Source organism: Paraburkholderia sp. NPDC080076, from assembly GCF_050281145.1.
Lineage (GTDB): Bacteria > Pseudomonadota > Gammaproteobacteria > Burkholderiales > Burkholderiaceae > Paraburkholderia.
Map to the genome: position 1 here is coordinate 1,312,720 of NZ_JBNNWQ010000001.1, position 25,281 is coordinate 1,338,000.

Here is a 25,281-nt window from a genome sequence, read left to right on the forward strand (position 1 = left end):
GCACAACCAGCCGCGCCGGCGGTCTTACTTTTGCTGCCGGCCCGCTGAGTTCGACTTCCTCTAGTTCGACGTCACGAGCGAATCGGACGGCACGATCCGCAGCGTGTTCGGATTGCTCGCCGCCGGGTTCGACCACAGCAGATGCATGCTGGCCGTACCGGTGCCGTGCACATACTCGACCTTGATCGACGCGCGTTGCTTCGCGGCGAGCCAGGTCTTGCCGCTTACGGTGGATTGCGTCGAGGTCTTCTTGTCGATGATCTTCACGCCGTTGATCCACAGGCGCGCAACGTTGTCGCTGTCGATCGAGAACGTATAGAGGCCGTCCTGTGCCGCCTGGATCGCGCCGGTCCAGCGCACGCCGTAGTGAGTCGCGTTGATGCCCGCGGAGGCGTCAGGCGAATCGGTGCCGCGCTCGGTGTTCAGATCGAAGTCGATCAACGGCGTAATCGAGGTCTTGACGGGCGCGCTCGCGAACGTCGGATCGTTGTAGTAGCCAACTTGCAGCACCGGCAGCTTCACGTTGAAGCCACCTGTCAGCGCCTGCGTCTCCGAGGTCTGCCACGGATGGCCGTCCGGATAGATCGTCCCCTGGAAGGGCGTAGCCGGTTCGACCGTGGCGGGCGCGCCCGGCACCTGGCCCCAGTGGAAGCGCGTGTTGGTGCGGCCGATCATCAGCTCCCACACGATGAACCCCGTCGTGCCGCCGTAGTTCGACACGATGCCCGGCATGGTTTGACCCGTGGTGCCGGGGAAGCCGCGTTGCAGCGTTTCGGAATTCAGCGCGCTGACATTGCTGCCGTTCACCGGACCCGTGTACGGGTTGCCGTACGGATGGAACGCATAGAAGTCGGAGAAGTACGTGCCTTCGTCTTCCTGCACTTGCGGCGCATTGATCGGCTGCGTCGCGCCCGCGTTCAGGATGGCGATGCGCGCATCGTTCATCAGCGCCGCGCGGGTTTCCTGCAATGCACCATTGCCGCTGCAACCGGGTTCGTTCATCGTCTCCCAGAAGATGATGCGCGGATCCTTGCGGTGTGGCGCGACGAAGTCGGTGATGTAGCTCGCGAGACTCGCCTTATACGTGATGGCGGAATTGGACGCGGTCGGCTGGAAATACGCCTGTTCCACCGGCGTACCCGGCGACTGCACCCACCGGCTGTTGTGCACGCCCCAGACCGGCGCCGGCTGCAGGCCGAACTGCGGCGTCGGGTTCCAGCAGTCGTCGTAGAAGATCGGCGAGACCTTGATGCCGTGGCGCGCGGCGATTTTCAGCAGGTTCTCGAACTTGCTCAGGAATGCCACACGATCGTTCGCCCACACCAGGTAATGCAGATAGACCGCGATCGTGTTCATGCCGTAGGTCTGCGCGTACGTCAGTTCGCGATTGACGATCTCCGGATCGTAGTTCTCCCAGAAGTCGATCGCGTTCACCGCGTTGGAAGGCGTGTAGACCGCGCCGACCACCTTCGAGAAATCGTAGCTCGGCGATGTCACGGTCGGATACGTGCGGATCGTGATGTTGCTGAAGGTCGCGCCGACGCCGAAGCGCCGCAAACCGAAGCTGCCCGACTGGAAGGCGGCGGGCAGGGCGTTGGTGGCGTCGTTCACGCTGATCACGCGCTGCTGGTCGAGGTCGACGGTGATGGCCGTGCCGCTAGTCGTGACCTTCAGATGATGCGTGCTGCCGCCGACTATCGTGCTGACCGGATACGAGATGAAGTTGGTCCAACTGTTGTTCTGACGGCCGACCACCAACGAATGCGTACCCGTGTCGAGGCCGATGAAGTAGCCGGTCAAACTGTCGGGGCCGCCGGCCGTCGGGTTCGTGACGCGCACGATAAAGCCCGCGTTCGCGGCGCCGCTGCCGACCGGCGCGCTGACCGTCACGTCCGCTTCATACGACGCGCTCGCGTAGGTGCTGGCGAGCGCCACCGTTTTGTCGCCCGCGCCGGTGCCGTTAGTGGCCGGCGCGGGAATGGTGATGGTGGAATTGTTGGCGCCCGGCGCCCAGCCCTGGGTCGATCCCGGCGCGAGGTAGTTCGTGAAGTCGCCGAACGAAAGGGTGGTGGTGGAGACCGGCGCGGGCGGCGCTGGCGGTGTGTAGGGCGGAAGGTTGAGCGTGGGGTCGGCGATCACGAGCGGCGGGGTCGTCGTCTTCATGCCGACCGGAATGGCCTTCGCGGCCTTGAATTCGCTTTCGACGTTAGCCGTGTCGGCCGCCGAGGCCGCCAAAGCTGCCGAAGCGGCTGAGGAATCCACTGCGGCCACCTGCTTGTCCGCCGACGCTGACGCATTCGGCGAACCGTCATTGCCACCGCAAGCGCCCAGCATGGCGAGCGCCGCAAGCACAAGGTAATTGCGCACCTGTATCTCCTGATGTCCCCGCTTAATTGATGGTCATAATTATTATTAATTCTGCATAGGGCCAGAGGCAGTGAGTCGTAGCCTTATGAATATGGAAATCGATATGAATAATATTATTAGTTTGACGGACCTGTATCCGTACTTACCCCGAATTGTTGAACGGCAAAGATCGCGCTAGGCGAAGTGGAGACCGGTGGCGAATGCGATACGGACCGGGTCAATGTCTTGCGCGCCCGTCGATCCTTCACGGAGCCGCAGGCATAATCCGTTTTTCCAACATTGCGAGCCGCGTAGCCGGCACGCAAAACCGGGGCGAAGCGTCGTTTTGCTCGCTCCCAGGACACTCCATGCCGCCCATCACCGCTGTCCGCACGAGCGCCGCGCCCTTGCGCAGCGTTGCGCTGATCCTCGTGTCGATGTTCTGTTTCGCGCTGGTCGATGCGCTCGCCAAATCCGTGGCGCTCGCTTATCCGGCTAACGAGGTGACGTTCTTCCGCATGCTGTTTGGCCTGCTGCCCGCCGTGGCGGTGTGCCTGCGCGGCAAGCCGATCGTCGAGCGGATCAGGCATATGGACGTGCGCGGGCAGACCATTCGCGCGCTGACGTTGCTCGGCGCGTCGGGTCTCTTCTTCGCCGGTTTGCCGTACATACCGCTTAGCGAAGCGGTGGCGATCGTCTACTCGGAAACTTTGCTGGTGATCGTGCTCGCGCCGCTGTTGCTGAAGGAGGCGCTGAAGCCGCGCGACGCCGTGGCCGCGGCGGTCGGCTTTGTCGGCGTGCTGTTCGTGGTGCGCCCCGACGGCTCGCATTCGAGCTGGCTCGGTCCCGTCCTGCTGATGTCGAGCGCCTTCTTCGGCGCGCTATCGATCATTCAGATCAAGCGCATTCGCGCCTCCGACGATTCGGGCACCACGGTGCTGTATTTCACGGTGATCGGCACGATCGTCACCGGCGCGTCGCTGTTTTTCGCATGGCGCACGCCTTCGCTCCAGGCGCTTGCGGTGATGGCGTTGCTGGGTGGCTTCGCCACCGCCGGACAATTGCTGATGACCATGGCGTTTCGCCAGGCCGACGCCGGCGCGCTCGCGCCGTACAACTACACGAGCATCGTGTGGGCGGCACTGTTCGGCTATGTGGCATGGGGCGAGACGATCGGCGCCATGTCGCTGCTCGGCATTGCGTTGATTGTCGGCAGTTCGATTGCCGTTGCGATGCGTGGGAAGCAGGAAGAGGGGCCGTTAGTCTAGGCGTGCGCGCTGGGCTCCCAACACTGCTTCGCAGTTCCAAATAGTCGCCAACGGAAAGCGAGCCTCGAAGCTGGCTTTTTCGGCCAACGAGGCAGGCACAATCGGACGATTCGACGCCTGAAGAATATAAATAGAAAATGGGCGCATCCAGTTCGCGTGCGACATCGTACGTGACTTGATTCCGCAGACGCGCACGTACCACGGCTGGAAGGGGGAGACGTCATGCATAGCGAACCCAGGAAGATCGTTCTCACGGGCCTCGTCGTCAGTGCTGTTGCAATCGCCGCGTATGTTTCGCACGCCAGCAAACCCTGGACGTCGACGGACGAATTCGGCTCGGCGCGCGGTGACACGCCGGCTTACCGCACGCGCGGCGACACCATCAGCGGTGCGGTCATATCCGGTCCGGTCACCGCTCGCAGCGATTCGAGCAGTGCGATGGCCGGCAGCCTGCAGGCGGCGCGCAATAGCCTGCAACGCAACGATCTTGCCGCCGCACAGGCGCAACTGGACGCGGTCCATTCGGCCCATCAGGATGACGATCAGGTTCGCGCGCTGCAAAAGGAAGTGCAGACGCGTACGGATAACGAGCAGCGTGCAGTGAACGCGGCGCAAGTCGAGAAGACGCCGCAACCTGCCGCGAAGCCAGCCCGGATGTATTCGTCGACGAAACATGCGCGGTCGCGTGAGGGCCGCCTTGCGGGCCGCGAGCGCACGCACCGTTCATCGAGTTATGCGCAGAGTCAGGCGGCGTTGGACAAGCTGGTGGCACGCCTCGACAGCAATAGCGCGCCGAACGTGAGAGCGCCAGCTACCGGTGGACCTGCTATGGCAAGTCAACCGGCGTCGATTCAGACCGGGCTCAAGGTGATGCAGAGCACGAGCAGCGCGCCCGTCGCCGTGCCGGCACCACCGGTCCAACAGCGGGAGCAAAAACCGCCAGCCGCATCGTTAGTGCCAGTGCAGCCGCAAGCCGACCTGACCACGCAAGCCACGCTGCCGTCACCGCCGCTGGTTCAGTCCACGCCGTCCGCCGCCACGGGCGTGAAAACGGACGACGGCCCGAAGACACGCTCGCAGGTGCGCGCGGAGCTCGCCCGCGCCCGGGAGACCGGCGGCCTTCCCGCGTTCGGCAATCCCGATCCCGCGGGGCCAGGCGGGGCGCCGAGCCTCACCGGCGCGCCGCGTCCGTGAGGCTGCGCAAACGGGCGATCGGCAAAGGCTGACCAGAGGCTTAACTCAGCGAAGCCGCGAGCCGCGCGAAGGTAGGTTCGTCGGTGCGATCGAAGGCGAGCGGCGTGACCGACACGCGCCCCGAAGCCACCACGGCTGTTTCGCTATCGGGATCGTTCGCGCGTGTGCCGCGTTGAAAGCGCAACCAGTGATAGGCCATGCCGCGCGGATCGACTTGCGGCAACACGTCGATATCTTCGACGAGTCCAACGCCCTGGCGGGTCGGCGTGAGCGGACCGGCAAGCGCCGCATCGACATCGGGAAAGTTGATGTTCAGACAGGTGGGCGCGGCATGCTCGATGGCGAGCAACTGGCGGATCACGCCCGGCGCGAGCGCACGCGCGGTGTCCCAGCGCACGTTGTCGCGGTTGCTGAAAGTCTGGCTCAGCGCGAACGACGGCAAGCCGAGCAGCAGGCCCGTCATGGCGGCGCCGACGGTGCCCGAAAACATTGTTTCCACGCCGAGATTGCCGCCGCGATTGATGCCGGAAAGAATCAGCGTGGGCGGCGTGTCGCGCATCAGGTGGCGCACGCCCATCACGACGCAATCGCCGGGCGTGCCGGCCACGCCGAAACGCCGCTCGCCCTGGCGGCTCACGCGCAGCGGCGAATGCAGGCTGATCGAATGCGACGTGCCGCTCTGATCGTGCTCGGGCGCGACCACCCAGACTTCGTGCGCGAGCTCGGCGGCAACGGCTTCGAGCACGGCGAGGCCGGGCGCGTCGATACCGTCGTCGTTCGTCAACAGTACGCGCGGCACTTTGGATTCATAGGCAGACATCGCGGCAAACTCCTCTCGGTGGGTAAGGGAAGGGAAGCCTCATTATCCTGTCATCGGCTCTCGCTTGCCTCGATGCAATCAGGACAGCGCCTTTCCGACCGGAATCAATTTGCTTTGCGCGCTGCGCGGTTCGGAAGATCCGGGCAGCGGACTGAAGGCGATCTTCGTCCTCGAAAACGGCTTCAACCTCGACTGGCAAGCTGGGCCAGAACAGCCGCGAGTTCGGCCGCTAGGCATTCGTCGGCCTGTCGAACGACCAGTACGGCGCGGTCACGCTCGGCCGCCAGTACGACAGCGTGGTCGACTATCTCGGCCCGCTCGCGCTGAACGGCACGCAATACGGCGGCACGCTCGCCTCGCATCCGTACGACAACGACAACCTGAACAATTCGGTGCGTATCAACAACGCCGTCAAGTTCCAGACCGTCGATTACGGTGGCTTAAAGGTCGGCGCGCTGTATGGCTTCTCGAATGCGGCGGGCAGCTTCGCGGACAATCGCGCGTATGGCGTCGGCGCATCGTATGTGTTCGGCGGCCTGAAGGTCGCGGTCGCGGCAGGCTACCTGCAACTGAACGGCGGCGGTTCGAGCACCAACAGCAGCGGCGCGGTCGTGAGCGGCGACTCGACCTTCAACGCGGCACGTCAACGCACCTATGGCGCGGGCGGCAACTACGGCGCCGAATACACCGTCGAAATGACGAGCACGGCGATCAAGGATGGGATACCGCCAATCTCCGAAGCGAGCGCCATCGCGATCGGCGGGTCGCCGATCTGGGTGCGAGCGACGCTATCGTTTGATGCGATGCGCCGCAGCGGGTAGCGCAGCGAGCGCTTGAAGCATGGCGGTCTTCAGAACGCGGAACAAAAAATGCGCCGTTGTGTACCATGCAGATTGCCTTGTGCTTGCTCGCTGCCTGAGCTAAGCGTGGACTTTGCCGTAGAGGTAGCCGCGCACGTCAACCAACACCCCGTACCGGACAAGTTGCCATGCAGACACAACCGTTTCAGATTGCAATTGCCGATCACGATATCGACGATCTTCGCCGCCGTATCCGCGCGACCCGCTGGGCGCCGGCGACGCCGTCGCCAGCCTGGCAACAGGGCGCCGATTCCGCGTGGCTGCGCGAGTTGGCGTCGTATTGGGCCGAACATTTCGACTGGCGCGCGGCCGAGCGCGGCTTGAATCAGCAGCCGCAATTTCTCGCCGATGTACAGGGGCAGCGCGTGCATTTCGTCCATCGGCGTGGCGTAGGCCCAGCGCCTTATCCGCTCGTGATCACGCATGGCTGGCCCGGATCGTTCTTCGAGTTCCACGCTTTGCTCGACCGCTTGTGCGACCCGGCCGCATCCGGTGGCGATCCTGCCGATGCGTTCGATGTCGTCGTGCCGTCGCTGCCTGGCTTCGCGTTTTCGCAGGCGCCCGCGCAGCCCGGCATGTCCGCGTTTCAGGTGGCGGATCTGTGGGCCTCGCTGATGCAAGGCCTAGGTTATGCGCGCTTCGGCGCGCAAGGCGGCGACCTCGGCGCCGGTGTGTCGATCGCGCTCGCCGCGCGGCATCCGCAAGCCGTGGACGGCATTCATCTCAACTTCCTGCCGAGCTCGTATGAGCCGGCCATCGGCGCGGCGCAGAAACCGCTCACGCCGGCCGAGGAAAATTTCCTGCGGGAGAAGAACGAGTGGGCCGCGCTCGAAGGCGGTTATGCGCACATGCATACCACCAAGCCGCAGACGCTCGCGGCGTCGCTCAACGATTCGCCGGTGGGATTGGCTGCATGGATCGGCGAGAAATTTCGGGCGTGGAGCGATTGCGAAGGCGACGTGGAGCGTGTGTTTTCGAAAGACGAACTGCTCACCAACATTTCGCTCTACTGGTACACGCAGTGCATTGGCCCAGCGATCCAGATGTACTGGGAAAACCGCTTGCAACCGATGCGTTTTGCCGAAGGACAACGCGTCGCGCCGCCCGTCGGCTTCGCGCACTTCCCGAAGGAGATCAATCACCCGCCGCGCAGTTGGCTCGAAAGAACCTTTGATGTCTTGCAATGGACCGACATGCCGTCCGGTGGACATTTTGCCGCGATGGAAAAGCCCGATCTGCTCGCCGCCGAAATTCGCCAGTTCTTTCGGCCGCTGCGGCAGCCGCGGCGCTAGTTCAACGAGGCCGCGACGCTGCCGTGACGTTTGGCGTCGGGAATCCAGTCGATGGCGCGACGCTCGGCGAGTCCGCGAGTCCGCGAGTCCGCGTGTCCGCGAGTCCGCGATTCCGCGATTCCGCGAGTCCGCGTGTCGCCATGACACAAGACATTGCATTGTTCGTCATCTCGATCAACCATTAAATTTGGTCAGGCCGTGTTTTCAGCTTCGCGTCAGCACGTATGATTGGGCGGTGGCACGGATCACCCGCACAACAAGGGGCGCGTGCGCTCTTCGCCATACGGTTCAGGGCAGGTGCTGAGGGACAAGCAAAAAAGACGATGCAGAAAACGAAGGCCATTACGCGGCGCGTCATCTATCTCACACGCGATCCCGTGCCGGGATTGCTGGCGAGCTTTCGGGAACGCGAGTGGGACGTCGAGGTCATCGGCTCGGTGCGCGAGGTTCGGCAAATCGCGCATGACGGCTCGCTGGCCGGTGGTCTCGTCGATCTGTCGAGCGTGTTCGAACCAGGTCAGCTTGCCGCGCTGCAAGCGTGTCTCGCCATGCCGAACATCGGCTGGGTGGCGATGGCCGCCGCCCCGCACCTCGACGACACAAGCACACGCCGGTTGATGCGCGACTACTGTTTCGACTACGTGACGCTCCCCGCTGCGAATGAGCGGATCGTCGACACCGTGGGCCACGCCTGCGGCATGATTTCGCTCGGCGAGCCGGCCTTTGTCGACACGTCCACCGCTGAAGGCGAGATGATCGGCACGTGCGACGCGATGTTCGCGTTGTACCGCTCGATCCGCAAAGTTGCGACCAACAACGCGCCGGTTTTCATCTCCGGCGAATCCGGCACCGGCAAGGAACTGACCGCGGCGGCGATTCACGCGCGCTCGCCGCGCCGTGACGCACCGTTCGTCGCCATCAATTGCGGCGCGATTCCGGCGCAGTTGTTGCAGTCCGAGTTGTTCGGCTACGAGCGCGGCGCATTCACCGGCGCGAATCAACGCCGGGCCGGTCGCGTCGAAGCGGCGAACGGCGGCACGCTGTTTCTCGACGAAATCGGCGATCTGCCGTTCGAGAGTCAGTCGAGCCTGCTGCGGTTTCTGCAGGAGAGCACCATCAATCGTTTGGGCGGCAGTGGCTCGATCAATGTCGACGTACGTATCATCTCCGCAACTCATGTGGATATGGAAGCGGCGATCGAAGACGGCCGTTTTCGCGCGGACCTGTACCACCGCCTGTGCGTACTGAGGATCGACGAGCCGCCGCTACGCGCGCGCGGCAAGGACATCGAATTGCTCGCGCTATACACGCTCGACCGTTACCGCAAGGACGCGACCCGCCGCGTCTACGGCTTTGCACCGGACGCGATCACGGCGATGCATCGCTATGACTGGCCTGGCAACGTAAGGGAACTGATCAACCGGGTTCGGCGCGCCATCGTGATGTCGGAGGCACGCACCATTACCGCGGACGACCTCGAACTGTCGAGCTATACCACGGCCGTACCCGTGACGCTCGCTCAGGCACGCGAAACCGCCGAGCGGCAGGCGATCGAACTCGCACTGCTGCGTCATCGCGGCCGCCCCGGCGATGCCGCGCGCGAACTCAGCATCTCACGCACCACGCTCTACCGTCTGCTCACATCACATGGCATGCGATACGGAGATGAACCGGATGCGGCGGAATAACGCTGTCGTCTGTCGTAAAGTTGCGAGCGCCCGGGTACGCAAATGACGTGTCTGCCAATCGTCAGCACATCGACGGAATCGCCCACAAGTAAGTTCTTCGCTGCCTTCAATAGCGCATCCGCAATTATTGCGCGATGCCGATGGTCCACATGAACCTGCGACACTCTCCACGTCATGTCTCTCTGCGTTTTGGCGGAAAGGCAATGCAAGGACGTGAAACGATAGACCATACCTGATGCCTGCGCCCCGGTTCATCCGACTCCATCGCCGCAGATCAGCGTGCCCGGCTCGAATGTGACGCCACGATGGCACGAGTCGCAATTTCAAATGCCGCGCACCTTGTGGGGGCTTCCGTGCCCCAGGCAAGAACATGTGGATCCACCTCCGACAGTAACGGCAGCGCTCAAAAGGCGATCTGTCGCTCACGCGTGCCGAGGAGCAATGTGAATCTTTTTCCGTGCACTCTCGTTTATGTCGATGTCGAAGCGAAACCGGGGCCCAACTCGACGAGTCGCGATCCGCTCTCGTATGTGAGCCAGGCGATCTGCCTGAATAACAGCTTGCGGCGCGTGGGCATGCCGACCTTGACCATCATGACTAACGCGCCGGACCTGGTCGCGCGCCGGCTCGCGGGCATGCCGACCGAGCATCGTCCGGCAGTGACGCCTCTCGCCGCAACGATCGAGTTGCCGAAGAACACGCCGTTCTACGCCGCGCATTTCAAACTCGATCTGATGGACCAGGTGGCGGAGACCTTGCCCGCCGACACGATGATGTTGTTGCTCGACGCCGATATGGTGGCGCTGCTGCCGCTCGATCAAGATCTGATCGAACGATGCGCGCAAGCCGGCCTCGGCGTATTCGATATTTCGGATCAGGTGTTTCCGGCCTACGGCAGCGAACGCGTGGTCGCGGATCTGGAGATCGTTGCGGACCAGCGCTTGATGAATCCGCGTTGGTACGGCGGCGAATTTCTACTGGCGACACCCGCTTCGCTGCGCCGTCTGGTGCCGCGCGCGCGAGCCAGTTACGCACGCTATCTCAGCGAAAGCGAGCACCTGAGCCATCACGGCGACGAAGCGTTCATCTCGGCCGCGCTCAATGCGCTCAGCGACGAAGGACAGGTGCTGATCGAAGTCGGCGCGTATCAGGCGGTAGGGCGCCATTGGCCCGGCAACAACTATCGCGACTTGCGCTGGTTCCGCTGCTGTTCGTTCGTTCATCTGCCTGGCGGCAAGGCGCTGCTCGAAAGAGAAGCGCGTTTCGACGATTTCGCGCCGGATCGTTTCTGGCGCCACATGCGCGTGGCGCACCTGCGTGGGCGCGTGCGCCACGCGGTCAAGCGGATCGCGAGGATGCTGAGCGCGGAGCGGCTCGCGATGCAGTCCGCGTGTGCGCTGCGCGGCGTGAAGAGCTAGCCGCGTCAGTCACATACGCATTACGGTGAGCGCCGCACCGCGCCTCCGCTCGTCACATTTTCACGTCGATACGACCATAGACGCCGTTCGCTTCGTCATTCGGCCCGGCGGCGAAAAACAGCGTGTTCACCGGCTGATTGCTGAGTCCATTGCCGAACGCGATCCCCCACAGGCCGTGCTGCACGAACGAAGTGTTGTCGGGCAGATTGATGGCGCCGAGCGACTGGCCGCTCGCCGGATCGAAGGCGTTGATCGTGCCGTCGCCGAAGTTGCCGATCAGCACGTCGCCGCTGAACCGTCCAAAATTGGCCGGCGCCTGCGTGACGCCCCACGGCGCATTCAGCACGCCCCCCGAGGCAAAACGCTGCAGGAGGTTGCCCGCGGTATCGAAGACATCGACGAAGCCGAGGCCGGCGCCGTCGACGTTGTCGTGCGCCTCCGCATCCTGTTTCGCGTAGGTCACGAAGAGCTTCGCGCCGATTGCCTGAATGCCGAACGGCGCAAAGCCTGCCGGAAGCGACGTGTCCTGAAACTTGCCCGGTGTTGAAACCTTCGCGAAGTTCTTGTCGAAGACGTCGACTCTGTTGTTGTGAAAGTCGGCGGCGTAGAGGAAGTTGGCGCCGCCGTTGCTGGCCAGCGCAAGGCCCTTGTAGACCGCGGCGCTGCTGCCGCTGTCGAATACGACGAAGGCGGTGGTGGGCGCAACGGCCGGCGCCCACGCGGTAATCGTGCCGCCTTCGCCGGCAAAGATGAATGCGCCTACGCCCGATTTGCCGCCTTGGGTCACGACGAAGTCCGTCGTGCCGTTGAACACGATGCCGGTCGGATTCGCCGGCCCGTTGACTCCATTCGGAATGCTGACGACAAGCGATTGTGGCGTGCCGTTACCGTCATAGAGTGTCGCCAGCGAGGTGGCGTTGTCCGCTACCCAGACGAAACCCTTCGGATTGAACGCAACGCCCCACGCGTTTTTCAGATTCGGGTCCGTATGCGCCGCCGCGACCGCGCCGTCCGATACGAGTGCCGTCGACGTAAACGATTGGTTATTGACCGAATCGGAACCGCCGCACGCTGCGATAAGACCCACCAATGCTGCGCCGCCCACGACGATGCCCAATGACTTAAGCACAGATTTCATGGCCGCACCTCTCTGACAGACCAATGATCATTGCGCCTATTGAACGCGTGGCGTGGCGGCTTTATTCCTTCGGCAAAAAAGTTTTTTCGACCCGTATCGGGCGGCCAGTTGGGCGGCGCGTTATATCGTGCCGAACAGCGCGCGCGGACGATCCTTGAGCGTGCCGGTCAACAGCCGCAGCGCGCTCACGAGCTGATCGCGGCTGGTCGCACAGGCGAGGTTGATCCGCACCCCGTGCTCGATCTCCGACCGGTCCACCGCAAACGCCGACGACGGCATCACCACGACGCCACGCGCCTTCGCATTGGCCGCGAAGTCGTCGGCGCGCCACGGCGGCGGCAACTTGAGCCACACGAACATGCAGGCCGGATCGGTCTGCAGCAACTCCTGCGGCAACAGCTCGCGCGCGAGGTCCTGGCGCGCGCGAATCTCGGCGAGCTGCGCGTCCATGATGTGGCGCGCGGTGCCGTCCTCGATCCAGATCGACGCGATCAGCATCGACATCGGCGCGGGCATCCATGCCGTCGTGCGGACGGCTTCCGCGCATAGCGCGGCGCTGTCCGGTGGGCTCAGCAGATAGCCGAGCCGCAGGCCGGGGGCGAGGATTTTCGAGGTCGCCGCGAGGTGGAAGGTGAGTTCCGGACACAGGCTCGCGATCGTCGGCAGACGTTGCGAGACGAGCGGACCGTACACGTCGTCCTCGATGATCGCCACGCTGTGCCGGCGTGCAATATCGACGAGCGCCATGCGGCGTTCGAGGCTCATGGTCGTGACAGTCGGGTTCTGCAGATTCGGCACCGTGAAAATCGCCTTCACGGGCATGCGCCGGCAGGCGCGTTCCACTTCGTCGGTCAGCAGCCCGTCGCGATCGCTAGGAATACCGACGATCTCGAACTGGAACACCGGCGCCAGCGCCTTGAGGCCGTAGTAGGTGAGCTGATCGGCGAGAATCACGCCGTCGGTGCCGATCAGGCTGTTCAGCACCGCATACAAGCCATGCTGCGCGCCGCTCGTGACGACCACGTGATCGGCCGACGGCACAAAGCCGGGCGCGGCCATCCAGCGCGCGCCGGCCACGCGCGCCCACGCGGGCCCTTGCGGCGGCTGGTACTCCTGCAATTGCGGGTAGCGCGGATCGCGCGGCAATTCGGCCAGCGTGCGAGCGAGGCAGTTCAGGAACTCGCCCGTGGCCGGACGGTTGACGGTCAGATCGATCGCCGCGTTGCTCATGGCCTGCGCCGGCTCCACGCTCGGCATCGCGCCGCCGGTCACGAGCGAGCCGCGCCGTTTGCTGCCGATCACCAGCCCGCGCAACTGCAGCTCCTTGTACGCCCGCGAAACCGTCGACACGTTGATGCCCAGTTCGGTGGCGAGTTGCCGCTGCGGCGGCAGGCGGCTGCCGGGCGGATAGATACCGCTGCGAATCTCGTTCTCGATCGAACTGGACACCTCGATATAGGTGGAGCGTTTCGCCTGCTCCGGGGCGCCAAGGGCGGAGCGGGCGGCGTCTTTGTCAGAAGCCATAAGATCAGGTGTCTCCATACAAAACCGGCTTTGTCCGCAATTGTGCGGAGGTTTGCCGATTCTATACCAGACATGCCTGACTGCAAGCCTTCAACCGATTACTCACGCGGCCGCGGGGCGCTGGCAAAGAGCAGACCCGCGGCAATCCAGGGAAAGTGCCAGGGCCACACAATGTGCGTTTTAATTGCACACAAAAAAATATTGTGTGATTCTAGATGTCATGTTTTGTCTGGTGGCGTGAATCAGGAGACGTCGCCGGACTGTGTCCAGCAATCTGTCAGCAGGAGTTGTCCGATGAGCTTTCCCCAGTCCTCCGCACCCGACACCACGCCGAAACTCGGCGCCGCGCTGCGTCAGCGGCACGTCACGATGATCGCGCTCGGCGGCATTATCGGCGCGGGCCTTTTCGTCGGCAGCAGCGCGACGCTCGCCACCGTCGGACCCGCCGCGTGCGTGTCGTATCTCGTGGCCGGCATCGTCGTGCTGATGGTCATGCGCATGCTCGGCGAAATGGCGCTGGCAGTGCCCGGCGTCGGCTCGTTCACCGAATACGCGCGCATCGGCCTCGGCAATTGGGCGGGTTTCACCAGCGGCTGGCTGTACTGGTACTTCTGGGTGATCGTCGTCGCGGTCGAGGCCGTGGCGGGCGCGGCGATCCTGCAGCGCTGGATTCCCGCACCGGTGTGGATGATCGGCCTCGTGCTGCTCTCGGTGATGACGTTGATCAATCTGCTGTCGGTGAAATCGTATGGCGAATTCGAGTTCTGGTTCGCATCGATCAAGGTCGCGGCGATCATCGTCTTTATCGCCATCGGCGCGGCCTATGTGTTCGGCTTCGGCCATACCGGCAGCGCCGTGGCGAACCTGAGCAGCAATCGCGGCTTCATGCCGTTTGGCGCCATGTCGATTTTCGCGGCCGTGCCAACAGTGATTTTCGCGGTGGGCGGCGCGGAGATCGCCACCATCGCCGCCGCCGAATCGGATGATCCGGCCAAAAGCGTTGCGGCCATGACGCGCTCGGTGATTCTGCGAGTCATCACGTTCTATGTCGGGTCGATGTTCCTGATTGCATGCATCGTGCCGTGGGGCAGCATCGTCACCGGACACTCGCCGTTCGTCGCCGCGCTCGAAACGATGCGGATTCCCGGCTCGGCGGACATCATGAACGCCATCGTGCTGGTCGCCGTGCTCTCGGCGCTGAATTCGGGCTTGTATGTGTCGTCGCGGATTCTGTTCCGGCTCGCCGAACGCGGCGACGCGCCGAAGTCGCTGCTGAAGCTGACCCCGCACAAAGTGCCGCGCCTCGCCGTGCTGCTGAGCAGTGTCGTCGGCTATGTGGCGATCGTTGCGGCCATTGTGTCGCCGCAGGGCGTGTTCCTGTTCCTCGTGAACGCGTCGGGCGCCGTGATGCTGTTCGTCTATCTCGCGACGGCGCTTGCGCAAATCCGCATCCGCCGCCGCATCGAGGCCACCGAGCCGCAACGGCTCACGCTGAAAATGTGGCTGTTTCCGGGGCTCTCGTATGCGGTGGTGGCGGCGATCGTCGGCGTGCTCGTCGCGATGGGCTCCGATCCGTCGCTGCGCCCGCAATTGATGGCGAGCGCGGCGAGTCTCGCGGTGGCGTCGGCGGCTTATATGCGGGTAGCGAAACGCCAGCAGAGCGGCGGCACCGCGACGGGCTATCGGTCGCAGATCGGCCAGGAAGCATTTGAAGGGCGCAAATGATGCCGGAGATTGCCATCATCGGTGCGGGATTCATCGGCCTCGCGAGCGCTGCGTCCTTGATGCGCGACGGCCATCGGGTCACGCTGTTCGATCCGGCCGGCGTGGGGCAGGGCGCGTCGTTCGGCAATGCCGGCACCTTCGCGCACTATGCGTGCATTCCGGTCAACAACCCGTCCGTGTTCCGAGATTTGCCGCGTTTTCTGCTGTCGAACCAAAGCCCGTTCAGATTGCGTTGGGGATATCTGCCGCATCTCGCGCCGTGGCTCGTGCGCTTCATGATGAGCTCGCTGCCGCGCCGCTACGAAACGAGCGCGGGTGCGCTCGCCGCGCTGCTGGATTGCGCGCAGGACGGCTACGCGCCGCTGCTTGCCAATGCGGAGCTGGCACGTTTCGTCCGGCCGCGCGAGTGTCTCTATCTGTATTCGAACGCGGCTTCGTTCGATGCCGCGCGTCCCGCGCTCGATCTGCGGAAAAAACTGGGCGTGGCTTTCGATGTGCTCGACGGCGCCGCTATTCGCGCACTTGAACCGGGACTGGCACCGATCTTCGAGCGCGGCGTGCTGTTCAGCAATAGCTGGCACTTTTCCGACCCGCAAGGCTTTCTGCAGACGCTTTACGAACAACTCGCCGCGCAGGGGCTGAAGCTCGAACGCTCGACTGTCGATGCGGTGCAACCCGGCGCGGACGGCGCGAGCCTGAGCGTGGGCGGCGTGGCGCGGCGTTTCGATCACGTGGTGGTGGCGACCGGCGCGCGTTCGGCCCATTTCGCCAGCCAGTGCGGCGACCCGGTTCCGCTCGACACGGAGCGCGGCTATCACGTGCGCTTTCCCGTCGCGCAGCACCTGGTGTCGCGGCCGGTCGGCTGGGCCGAGCGCGGTTTCTACATGACGCCGATGAACGACGGCTTGCGCGTGGCGGGCACGGTCGAACTCGCCGGCTTTGGCGACACGCGCAACCGCTCGCTGCTCGACCTGCTGACGTTTTCATCGAAACGGGCGTTGCCCGCACTCGAAACACCGGATAGCAACTGGCTCGGCTTTCGCCCCACATTGCCCGACGGCGTGCCGGTGCTCGCACGCTCACGCGCGAGCGAGCGCGTGATCTACGCATTCGGCCATCAGCATCTGGGTTTAACTCTGGCGGGCGTGAGCGGACGCATCGTCGCCGATCTGATCGCGCGGCGCGCGCCGCCGCTCGATCTCGCGCCCTACGCGGCCACGCGCTTTTGATTGCAGCAGAGGACAGGTTCGGAGTCGTTTTATTCAGGCTTTACAGCAAGCATCGCAGAGCGGTTTCGACGCGTCGCGCATCGGATCGGCCCACCTGCACACACACGCGCGACGTCACATCTCGCAAGGAGCGCATCATGAATCGCCGCTATTGGCTGTTGAGTGCCACTGTCTGTGCACTCGCCACGTATATGCCGTTTTCGTGGGCCGCCGACCCCCAGATCGTCAAGATCGGTTTCGTCGGACCGTTGACGGGGCCGGTTGCCCGCGTCGGCAAGGACTTGCAGTACGGCGCGCAGCTGGCGCTCGATGAAGAGAACGCGAAGAACCCGGTGATCGGCGGCAAGCCGGTCAAGTTCGTGCTCGACGTGCAGGACGATCAGGCCGATCCGCGCGTGGCGATTCAGGTCGCGCAGAAGCTGGTCGACGACGGCGTGGTCGGCGTGATCGGCCATTACAACTCGGGCTGCAGCATTCCGGCGTCGACGGTGTATCACCAGGCGAACGTGGCGATGATCACGCCGGGCTCGACCAATCCGCAATTGACCAAGCAAGGCTTCAAGAACGTGTTTCGTACGATGGGCCACGACGGCATCGGCGGCGTCGTGGCGGGGCATTTCGTGGTGGAGCAGATGAAGGCGAAGCGCATTGCCATCATCGACGATCGCACCGCTTTCGGGCAAGGGCTGGCCGATGCGTTCGAGAAGGGCGTCAAGGAAGCGAACGGCAACATCGTCGATCGGGAATTCACCAACGACAAAGCGATCGATTTTCGCGCCATTCTGACCACGCTCAAGAGCAAGAACGTCGACCTGATTTTCTTCGGCGGACTGGATGAGCAAGGCGCGATGCTGGTCAAGCAGATGCGCTCGCTCGGCATGTCCGCGCAGCTGTTCGGTGCCGGTGCGCTGAAGAGCAACGCGTTCCTGCAGATCGCCGGCACGGCGGGCAACGGGACGCAGGATCTCGAGCCGGGCCCGGCGCTCGACAAGCTGCCTGCCGCGCAGGCGTTCGGCAAGCGCTACAAGGCGCGCTTCAATCAGGATGTCGAACTGTACGCGCCGTTTTCCTATGACGCCGCGCTCGCCATGCTGAAAGCGATTCACGCCGCCGACTCGCTCGATCGCGCGAAGATCGTCGACAGTCTCGCCAAGGTCACGGTCACGGGCGTCACCGGCAATATCACCTTCGATCCGTACGGCGATCTGATCAAGCCGCCGTACACCTTGTTCCAGGTCGAGCAAGGCCAATGGAAAAGCGTCAAGACGGTGGGCGGCAGCGGCGCATGATGGCCGGTCTGGAAGCAAGCCATATTTCACCGCTTGGCTGAGGTCTGAGAAAAAACCGTGACGCCGGCTGTTGCCGGCAGTCGCGGTTTTGTCGAGGCACAATGGAAACAGGCAACCGTTCGGTGTCATCGCGCCGCGCGGTTGCTTCGTTTCTGAAAGCTTTCGACGCGAGGCCGACAGCATGACCGCATCCATCACGCTGGTTCTGTTCGACATGGAAGGTGTTCTGACCCATTACGACCGCGCCGCACGGGTCGATCATCTGGCGGCCACCGCGGGGTGCTCGCCAGACATCGTGCGTCACGCGATCTGGGGATCGGGCCTCGAAGCGCGTGCGGACGCAGGCCAGATCAGCGATGACGAGTATCTGCGCGAGTTGGGCATGCTACTGAACTACCCGGTCAGCCGCGACGACTGGTTGGCCGCGCGCCACGCGTCGATTACGCCGAACCAGGAAGCGCTCGCGCTTGCCGCCAAAGTCGCCGAGCGGCACAGTATCGCGGTGCTGACGAACAATTGCCGCTTGTTGACCGAACACATCGCTTATCTGAATCCGCCTGTCGCGCGGCTGTTCGGCACGCACGTTTACTCGTCGGCGGCGTTTGGTGCCGCGAAACCGGCGGCGCAAACCTATCTGCGTTGTCTGGAGCAACTCGGCGTGCCCGCAGCCCAAACGCTTTTCGTCGACGATACGGCGGCCAACGTGAACGGCGCGGTCGATGCGGGACTGCAAGGGCACCTGTTCGTCAGCGTCGCAGCTTTGTCGGACGAATTGCGGCGTCGCGGGCTGACATAGCGGCTGTGGCGGTTTTCAAGTCGCTAATCGCTGAAGTCCGGATTCTGCTGCACCAGTTCGTGCACCCACTCGCTGAACACCCGCACGGACATGCTCAAACGACGGTGCGGATAAAGAATCGAGAGCGGCAACGGCGCGCAATGGCAGTCGCGCAAAATCTCACGCAGCGCGCCGGATTCGAGCGCCTTCGCCACCATGAAGCGCGGCGTCTGGATCAGGCCCAAGCCTTCCACTGCCGACGCAACATAGACCAGGCCTTCGTTGACCGCGAGTTTGCCCTCGATCGGTCTTTTGATGAGGATGCCGTCCGCTTCGAACTCCATCGGATAGACGCGCCCCGTGCGCGCGGAAAAATAATTCACGGCGTGATGCCGGTCGAGATCGTCGGGCGTGGCGGGCTCGCCCATCTGCTCGAGATAGGCGGGCGCGGCGCAAATCGTCATGCGCACGCTGCCGAGCGAGCGTGCCACGAGGTTCGAATCGTCGAGCACACCGATGCGGATCACGCAATCCACGCCTTCCTGCACGAGATCCACGTTGCGGTCCGCCAATCCCAGCTTCACCGTGATGTCGGGATAGCGCGCGTTGAAATCGCGCATCACCGGAACCAGCACGTGAGCCGCGAATGTGGCGGACGTGTCGACGCGGACCGTGCCGCGCGGACTCTGGCGTTTGCTCGATAACGCCGACTCGGCGTCGGAGACCTCGGCGAGAATGCGTGCGCAGTATTCGTAGTAGAGCGCGCCGTCGTCGGTGACCTGCACGCGGCGCGTCGTGCGGTTCAGCAGCCGCACGCCCAGGTGGCTCTCCAGATTCTGCACGACCGTCGACACGGAGGCGCGTGGCATTTCCAGCGAATCGGCCGCTTTCGAGAAACTGGACGCGTCGACGACGCGCTTGAACACTGCCATGCCTTGAAGAAGGTCCATACGGTGCTGTCCTCTGGAAGCTGAGCGAAGACCTACTCGCGAATCGTTGGAATGATAGCCGCGGCGCGTTGATGTCGGACAGTGCAAACCGGCCTACGGGTTCACGGAGTCGGCCGCAAAAAACCTTGACTCCCGGAACTCACGGCCTATAGTTCACCATATGGCAAAGTCTCCAGTCAGTCAACTCGATCGCACGTTTTCCGCCCTCGTGGATCCCACGCGGCGGGCCATCCTCGCGCGTCTGGAGCGTGAGCCTGGTCTGTCGGTCACGGAAATCGCGCGTCCGTTGCCGCTCAAACTGCCCGCCGTCATGAAGCACCTCGACGTGCTGAGCGACGCGGGTCTCGTGGCGCGCACGAAAAGCGGCCGAACCGTCTCGGTCGAACTGGTTGCCGGCCCGATGGAAGAAGCGATGGCGTGGTTGCGACGCTACGAACGCTTCTGGTCCGCGAGTCTCGACCGGCTCGCCGATTTTGTTGAGAGGAACGACGAATGAACGAAAAGCCCAGCCTGACCATCGTGCGGCGCATCAAGGCGCCACCTGCAAGAGTCTACGCAGCATGGACGCGGCCCGAGTTGATGGCGCGCTGGTGGGGACCGGACGCCGGGCCGGTGCTGAGCGCCGAAGCCGATCCGCGCGTGGGCGGCCGCTTTCGTGTGGTGTTTCAGACACTGGATGGCGAAACGCACGACTGCCGCGGCGAGTACCAGGAGGTCGAAGCGGAGCGCAAGCTCGTCTTCACGTGGGAGTGGGTCACGCTGCCGGAGCGCCGGTCGCTGGTGACGATCCGGTTTCGTCCGATCGAAGAGGGCACCGAACTGCATTTCAATCACGCGCAGTTCTTCGACGAAGCCGCACGCGATGGTCATCAAACCGGCTGGACCGGTGCATTCGAGAAGCTGGACGCACTGCTTGCCGAGCTGGAAAACGAAGCCGAATGAAGCACATTCCACCGAAGTCAACGCATACCGAGGTCGACCATGAAGCTTTACTATGCTGAAACGCTGTCTCCCAGAAAATCCTGTGCGCTAGCCAAATATTTAGGCTTGCCAATCGACTACGCCTTTGTCGATCTGGGCAAAGGCGAGCAAACCCGGCCGGACTATCTGGCGATCAATCCGAACGGCAAGGTGCCTTGTCTCGTCGACGGCGAGAAGATCATCTGGGAGGCCGACGCGATCCTGTGCCATCTCGCGCAGCGCGCGGAATCCCCGCTTTGGCCGCGGGGCGCGCAGCAGCAGATCGAAATCGTGCGCTGGTTCAGCTGGAATAGCCAGCATCTGCTCCGGCATGCCGGCGCGCTTTACTTCGAGTACCTGATCAAACCGTGGGTCGGACTCGGCGAGCCCGACCCCGCGAAGGTCGCCGAAGCGCAAGGTTTTTTCCGCAAGCATGCTGCCGTGCTCAACCAGCATCTGAAGGGGCGCAAGTGGCTGCTGGGTGACGAGATGTCGGTGGCGGATTTCTCGGTCGGCATCGCGCTGCCGTATGCGAAAAGCGCGGCAATGCCGGTTGAAGAGTTTCCGGAAGTGGTGCGCTGGCACGATCAGTTGAACGCGATCGACGCATGGCGCGACCCGTTTCCCGCGCGGCAGGAACGCGCCACGGCGAACGCCTGAGGAGGAGCCATGTGCTGCGCGATAGTTGCACTCTCGATGACCTTGCTGGCCAGTTGGCGCGGCGTGTCGGGCTCGCTCGTCGGCCGCACCGGGCGGCTGCGCGGGATCGCGATCGCGGTTATCGCGATCGGCGCGGCGGCGGGGTCCGCGACGGCTGCGGATCAGTTCGCGGCGGCGGGTGGCGGACAACAATCGTCGTTGATCGCGCGGCTGGCCAGCATGCCGATTTGCGGGCACTTTATCCGCTAATGGCGCGTAACGTGTGATCGTCGAAGCAGGGCGCTCTCGGTGGCTTCAACGTGCTGTGCCGATTTGCCGTATCGTACGGAGTCACTGTACTGCGCGCGAATCGAGGGCACGTCATGGCACTTTCGTCGAAAACCGCTGTAGGGCTTTCCGGCAGACGCCGTTTTCTGCGCACGGCACGCGGCACCGCAATCGGCTTGTCAGCGTCGCTCGCTTTGCCGCGATTGGCGGCCGGTCAAACCCCAACGCCGTCTCAGTCGCAAACCGAATCCGCCAGCACGCCGCTGCCACGCATGGCGCAACGCGTGATTCCCGCCACGGGCGAACGCTTGCCCGTGGTCGGCTGCGGCACCTGGCGGACCTTCGATGTCGGCAACGATCCCGCCGGCCGCGCGCAACTCGCCGACGTGCTGCGCATCCTGTTCGAAGCCGGTGGTTCGGTGATCGATTCATCGCCGATGTACGGCTCGTCGGAAGCCGTCGCTGGCGCGCTGCTTACACAACTGAACGCGCACAACAAGGCCTTCGTCGCCACCAAGGTCTGGACCGACGGACGCGAGGCGGGCATCGCGCAGATGGAAGAATCGCTGCGCCGCTTTCAGCAGCCGCGTATCGATCTGATGCAGGTTCACAACCTGCTCGACTGGCGCACGCAACTCGCCACGCTGCGCGACTGGAAAGCGCGCGGCCGGATTCGCTATATCGGCATCACGCACTACATGTCGAGTGCTTTCGACGAAGTCGCCGCCGTCATGCGCAGCGACAAGCCCGACTTCGTGCAGGTCAACTACGCAGCCGACGACCGCGCCGCCGAGTCGCGCATCTTGCCGCTCGCGGCGGAGTTGGGCATCGGCGTCGTGATCAATCAGCCCTTCGGCGGCGGCGGCCTGCTGGCACGCGTCGGCAAAACGCCGCTGCCTGCGTGGGCTGCGGAAATCGGCTGCACGAGTTGGGCGCAGATTCTTTTGAAGTTCGTGCTCGCGCAGCCGGCGGTGACGGTGGTGATTCCAGGTACGGGGCGTCCGCAATACATGGCGGACAACGTTCGGGCCGGTTCTGGCCCATTACCCGACAAGGCGATGTGCGCACGAATCGTGGCAGCGGTGAATGGCTAGCCGATCATTTGCGTATTAATTGCGCTAATTGCTTTGTGAACTCTCCAGCTAGTTCAAATTGATACCTCGCTCGCGGTTATTCGCTCGCGCCATTGCGCTATAGCACAATACTGCGCAAAGAAAAATAAAGTTTCCCGTAGTCGAGAACGATATTGCGATTTCTAGAGGATTAACTCAGTCCCATTACTGAAGCCATTCGGTTTGCATACGCAAAACACAAGTCAAAGAAAGATTGTGAAAGGAAGTTGACACGGGAACGTTTGCCAAACTAGGCTACGCACTGTCGTCAAAAACTGACCTCGGTTTAATCCACCTGCCCGGAGACGCAGGTAAGCCGCCGCTTTGCCGGTCAGCCGGACGATCGAATGAAGGCCGGAAAATATGGCCCAAGCTGTCGTTGTGAAAGCATTGTAATAAACGTGTGTCGCAATTCTAAAATCAGCCACAAGTGCTGAGGCGCCAACACGTCCCTATATTCTCACTAGCAATTCGGTGCTAGTGCGGGAGACCTTTTTCGCTGAAAAAAAGAGAAAACCAGCATAAGCACTCAACGCACTTTATTTTGCCGATATTGTCAGTCGAGGATTAATCATGCGTATAAATTTCCGATTGCAGATGCAGTGCCTCGCACTAGCCGGAATTGCGGTTCTGGCGGGATGCGGCGGCAGCGACGGCTCGTCTTCCTTGACGAGCAAATCCGGGCAGGCGCCCGCGGCCGCACCGGCCGCCTCCGAAGTGGCGCTGGCCCCGCCCGCCGCGCCGGTTGTGGCGGACACATCGATCAACAAGACGGTACCGCCGGTCGAGTTGCCCGACACGGTCACACCGGTCAACTACAAGCTATGGTTCCGGCCGAACCCCGCGCTGTCTTCGTTCGACGGCCGCGCCGACGTGCAGATCAAGGTGCAGAAAGCCGTCAACGCGATCACGATCGCCGGGCACCGGGTCAAGTTCACCAACGGCACGATTACGCTTCAGCCGGGCAATATCCCGCTGATCGCCACGCCGCAGGACGACGGCGACTTCTATCAACTGCGCCCCGTGAGCGGGCAGATCGCCGCCGGCAACTACTCGCTGCACATGGAGTGGAGCGGCATCATCAACTTCAAGACCTATGACGATCCGGTCGCCAAGACCGGCGGTAGTTGCGGCGACGATCCCTATCCGGGCTGCTCCGCGGCCGAAGGGGTGTTCCGCGTCGATCTGAAGTCGACCGACGGCACGACCAGCGGCGCAATCCTCACGCAAGGCGAATCGAACCTGGCGCGTCAATGGTTCCCGGGTTGGGACGAGCCGGCTTTCCGGCCCACCTACGAGGTGAGTGCGGAAGTCCCGCAGAACTGGAACGTCGTCTCGAACGCGGCCGAGAAACCGGCGGTGAACGTGGATAGCGGCTACAAGCTCGTGTCGTTCGAGAAGACGCCGCCCATGCCGTCGTATCTGCTGTTCTTCGGCGGCGGCCAGTTCGACATTCTCGAAGACGACTTTTCGAGCCCGCTGCCCGACGGTAAAGGGCTGCATCTGCGCATCTTCACGCCGCCCGGCATGCGTGACTGGGCCAAGCCGGCCATGCAACAGACCAAGCAGGCGCTCGATTACTACTACCGCTACACCGGCATTCCGTTGCCGCTCACCAAGTTCGACACCATCGCGGCCAACGACGCGTTCAAGGAGCAGAAGGACCTGAACTTCGGCGGCATGGAGAACTGGGGCGCGATTCTCGAATTCGCCGACGACATTCTGCCGGCGCCCGGCACGACCATGTCCGACTACGGCGTGACGGTGCTCACGCACGAAGCCGCGCACCAATGGTTCGGCGACCTCGTCACGCTCGACTGGTGGGACGACGTCTGGCTGAACGAGTCGTTCGCGACGTTCTTCGAGAACAAGACCAAGGTGCGCTTCTTCCCGGACCGCTTCAGCTGGGTCGACGACGTGAAGAACAAGTACGCCGTGATCAATGCGGACCTGAAGTCCACCTCGTTCCCGGTGCAGCCGAACTTCAACGGCTGGGCGTCGAACGACTTCGTGCTGAGCGCGAGCGCCTTCACGTACGACAAGGGAGGTCACGTGCTGAAGATGCTGGAGAACTACCTCGGCGAAGAAGTGATGCGCAAGGGTCTGCAGTCGTATCTCGCCGACTATTCGTTCGGCAACGTCACGCCCAAGCGTCTGTGGGACGAACTGGCGAAGGCGAGCGGCCAGCCGATGGTGGCGATCGGCGACAGTTTCGTGCGACAAACGGGAGTCCCGCTGATCTCGCTCGACACGCAGTGCGATCTGACGACCAATCAGACCGTTGTCACGCTGAAACAGTCGCCGTTCCCGAACCGGAATCAGTATCCGGGCACGCAGTGGACCATTCCGTTGACGCTCGCGTACGGCGACGGTCTGACTTCACGCAAGACGCTGGCGATGAAGGACACGCAAACGCAGGTGCGTCTGAACGGCTGTTCCGCGGTGCTCGCCGATCCGAGCGGTCTCGACTACTACGTGACCAACTACAGCAACAACGCATGGAGCCAGTTGCTCGCGCAGGGTAACGCGCTGAAGGATCCGGTTCTGCTGACCAGTCTGCAACTCGAGGCGAAGCTGCTGGTGAACAACGGTCTCGCGGACCCGTCGCGCGTCACCAGCATCGGCTCGCTGAGTCCGGCGGCCACACCGCTTGCGCGTCAGTTGCTGATGACGGCGCCGACGACGCAATCGCAGCGTCCGACGATCCGCTATCAGGGCAAGTTCAAAGCGAAGCCGCAGGCGCAGCAAGGCCAATAAGCGGCAGTG

The 25,281-nt window shown here is 63.2% G+C and carries 20 protein-coding genes and 2 pseudogenes; 16 read left to right on the top strand and 6 right to left on the bottom strand.

All coding sequences use genetic code 11. From position 1 onward, the window contains the following. Positions 1-60: 60 nt before the first annotated feature. Positions 61-2,367 (bottom strand): PA14 domain-containing protein, encoded by a 2,307-nt coding sequence (locus ACQKRQ_RS05900; protein ID WP_427475674.1) that lies wholly within the window; start codon positions 2,365-2,367, stop codon positions 61-63. A gap of 347 nt (positions 2,368-2,714) precedes the next feature. Between ACQKRQ_RS05900 and ACQKRQ_RS05905 the strand changes: the two genes are divergently transcribed. Beyond that, positions 2,715-3,614, top strand: a complete 900-nt coding sequence (locus ACQKRQ_RS05905) for a DMT family transporter (protein WP_427475676.1) — start codon at positions 2,715-2,717, stop codon at positions 3,612-3,614. A 222-nt stretch (positions 3,615-3,836) separates the two neighbouring features. Then, a complete protein-coding gene (locus ACQKRQ_RS05910) occupies positions 3,837-4,808 on the top strand; it encodes a hypothetical protein (RefSeq protein WP_427475678.1) in 972 nt (323 codons plus the stop codon). 40 nt (positions 4,809-4,848) lie between these two features. On the opposite strand, the gene surE is transcribed toward ACQKRQ_RS05910, so the two are convergent. Continuing rightward, entirely contained in the window at positions 4,849-5,628 is a 780-nt protein-coding gene (gene surE, locus ACQKRQ_RS05915; RefSeq protein ID WP_427475680.1) for a 5'/3'-nucleotidase SurE, read from the bottom strand. A 121-nt stretch (positions 5,629-5,749) separates the two neighbouring features. Between surE and ACQKRQ_RS05920 the strand changes: the two are divergent. Beyond that, positions 5,750-6,302: pseudogene (locus tag ACQKRQ_RS05920) on the top strand (porin); the annotation flags it as partial. On the opposite strand, the pseudogene ACQKRQ_RS05925 reads toward ACQKRQ_RS05920, so the two are convergent. Continuing rightward, a pseudogene (locus ACQKRQ_RS05925) lies at positions 6,273-6,465 on the bottom strand (LrgB family protein); the annotation flags it as partial. The pseudogenes ACQKRQ_RS05920 and ACQKRQ_RS05925 sit on opposite strands and share 30 nt — an antisense overlap. 151 nt (positions 6,466-6,616) lie before the next feature. On the opposite strand from ACQKRQ_RS05925, the gene ACQKRQ_RS05930 reads away from it, so the two are divergent. From ACQKRQ_RS05930 to ACQKRQ_RS05940, 3 genes are all read left to right on the top strand, one after another. After that, positions 6,617-7,780 carry an epoxide hydrolase family protein gene (locus ACQKRQ_RS05930; protein WP_427475682.1) on the top strand — a complete coding sequence of 388 codons (1,164 nt, stop codon included), beginning with the start codon at positions 6,617-6,619 and terminating at the stop codon, positions 7,778-7,780. 323 nt (positions 7,781-8,103) lie between these two features. Continuing rightward, positions 8,104-9,468, top strand: a complete 1,365-nt coding sequence (locus tag ACQKRQ_RS05935; protein WP_427475684.1) for a sigma 54-interacting transcriptional regulator — start codon at positions 8,104-8,106, stop codon at positions 9,466-9,468. A 443-nt stretch (positions 9,469-9,911) separates the two neighbouring features. After that, entirely contained in the window at positions 9,912-10,886 is a 975-nt protein-coding gene (locus ACQKRQ_RS05940) for a hypothetical protein (RefSeq protein WP_427475686.1), read from the top strand. Positions 10,887-10,938: 52 nt separating this feature from the next. Here the strand turns inward: ACQKRQ_RS05940 and ACQKRQ_RS05945 are convergent, their stop codons facing one another. Both ACQKRQ_RS05945 and ACQKRQ_RS05950 read right to left on the bottom strand, forming a co-directional pair. After that, positions 10,939-12,024 carry a TIGR03118 family protein gene (locus ACQKRQ_RS05945; RefSeq protein WP_427475688.1) on the bottom strand — a complete coding sequence of 362 codons (1,086 nt, stop codon included), beginning with the start codon at positions 12,022-12,024 and terminating at the stop codon, positions 10,939-10,941. Between the two features lie 120 nt (positions 12,025-12,144). Then, positions 12,145-13,548: a PLP-dependent aminotransferase family protein gene (locus ACQKRQ_RS05950; RefSeq protein ID WP_132377306.1), complete on the bottom strand. Its 1,404-nt coding sequence runs from the start codon at positions 13,546-13,548 to the stop codon at positions 12,145-12,147. A 294-nt stretch (positions 13,549-13,842) separates the two neighbouring features. On the opposite strand from ACQKRQ_RS05950, the gene ACQKRQ_RS05955 reads away from it, so the two are divergent. The 4 genes from ACQKRQ_RS05955 (at position 13,843) to ACQKRQ_RS05970 (ending at position 18,587) form a co-directional block, all read left to right on the top strand. Next, positions 13,843-15,273 carry an amino acid permease gene (locus tag ACQKRQ_RS05955; RefSeq protein WP_427475690.1) on the top strand — a complete coding sequence of 477 codons (1,431 nt, stop codon included), beginning with the start codon at positions 13,843-13,845 and terminating at the stop codon, positions 15,271-15,273. Beyond that, positions 15,273-16,502 carry an NAD(P)/FAD-dependent oxidoreductase gene (locus ACQKRQ_RS05960; RefSeq protein ID WP_427476090.1) on the top strand — a complete coding sequence of 410 codons (1,230 nt, stop codon included), beginning with the start codon at positions 15,273-15,275 and terminating at the stop codon, positions 16,500-16,502. The genes ACQKRQ_RS05955 and ACQKRQ_RS05960 overlap by 1 nt, the downstream gene beginning before the upstream one ends. A gap of 137 nt (positions 16,503-16,639) precedes the next feature. Beyond that, complete coding sequence (locus tag ACQKRQ_RS05965; RefSeq protein ID WP_132377304.1) at positions 16,640-17,791, top strand: branched-chain amino acid ABC transporter substrate-binding protein; 1,152 nt, start codon at positions 16,640-16,642, stop codon at positions 17,789-17,791. A gap of 181 nt (positions 17,792-17,972) precedes the next feature. After that, entirely contained in the window at positions 17,973-18,587 is a 615-nt protein-coding gene (locus tag ACQKRQ_RS05970; RefSeq protein ID WP_427475692.1) for an HAD family hydrolase, read from the top strand. 23 nt (positions 18,588-18,610) lie between these two features. On the opposite strand, the gene ACQKRQ_RS05975 is transcribed toward ACQKRQ_RS05970, so the two are convergent. Further along, the gene (locus ACQKRQ_RS05975; RefSeq protein ID WP_408180938.1) at positions 18,611-19,516 is read right to left on the bottom strand and encodes a LysR substrate-binding domain-containing protein; all 906 of its coding nucleotides are present in this window, start codon (positions 19,514-19,516) and stop codon (positions 18,611-18,613) included. 160 nt (positions 19,517-19,676) lie between these two features. Between ACQKRQ_RS05975 and ACQKRQ_RS05980 the strand changes: the two genes are divergently transcribed. From ACQKRQ_RS05980 to ACQKRQ_RS06005, 6 genes are all read left to right on the top strand, one after another. Next, positions 19,677-20,012: an ArsR/SmtB family transcription factor gene (locus ACQKRQ_RS05980; RefSeq protein WP_132377301.1), complete on the top strand. Its 336-nt coding sequence runs from the start codon at positions 19,677-19,679 to the stop codon at positions 20,010-20,012. Beyond that, positions 20,009-20,458 carry an SRPBCC family protein gene (locus ACQKRQ_RS05985; protein WP_408290736.1) on the top strand — a complete coding sequence of 150 codons (450 nt, stop codon included), beginning with the start codon at positions 20,009-20,011 and terminating at the stop codon, positions 20,456-20,458. The genes ACQKRQ_RS05980 and ACQKRQ_RS05985 overlap by 4 nt, the downstream gene beginning before the upstream one ends. Positions 20,459-20,497: 39 nt before the next feature. After that, positions 20,498-21,136, top strand: a complete 639-nt coding sequence (locus ACQKRQ_RS05990) for a glutathione S-transferase family protein (RefSeq protein WP_427475696.1) — start codon at positions 20,498-20,500, stop codon at positions 21,134-21,136. Between the two features lie 36 nt (positions 21,137-21,172). After that, a complete protein-coding gene (locus ACQKRQ_RS05995) occupies positions 21,173-21,385 on the top strand; it encodes a hypothetical protein (RefSeq protein WP_408314501.1) in 213 nt (70 codons plus the stop codon). 113 nt (positions 21,386-21,498) lie between these two features. Then, a complete protein-coding gene (locus ACQKRQ_RS06000; protein ID WP_427475698.1) occupies positions 21,499-22,497 on the top strand; it encodes an aldo/keto reductase in 999 nt (332 codons plus the stop codon). A gap of 591 nt (positions 22,498-23,088) precedes the next feature. Next, positions 23,089-25,272, top strand: a complete 2,184-nt coding sequence (locus ACQKRQ_RS06005) for a M1 family metallopeptidase (protein WP_427475700.1) — start codon at positions 23,089-23,091, stop codon at positions 25,270-25,272. The last annotated feature ends 9 nt before the right edge of the window (positions 25,273-25,281 follow it).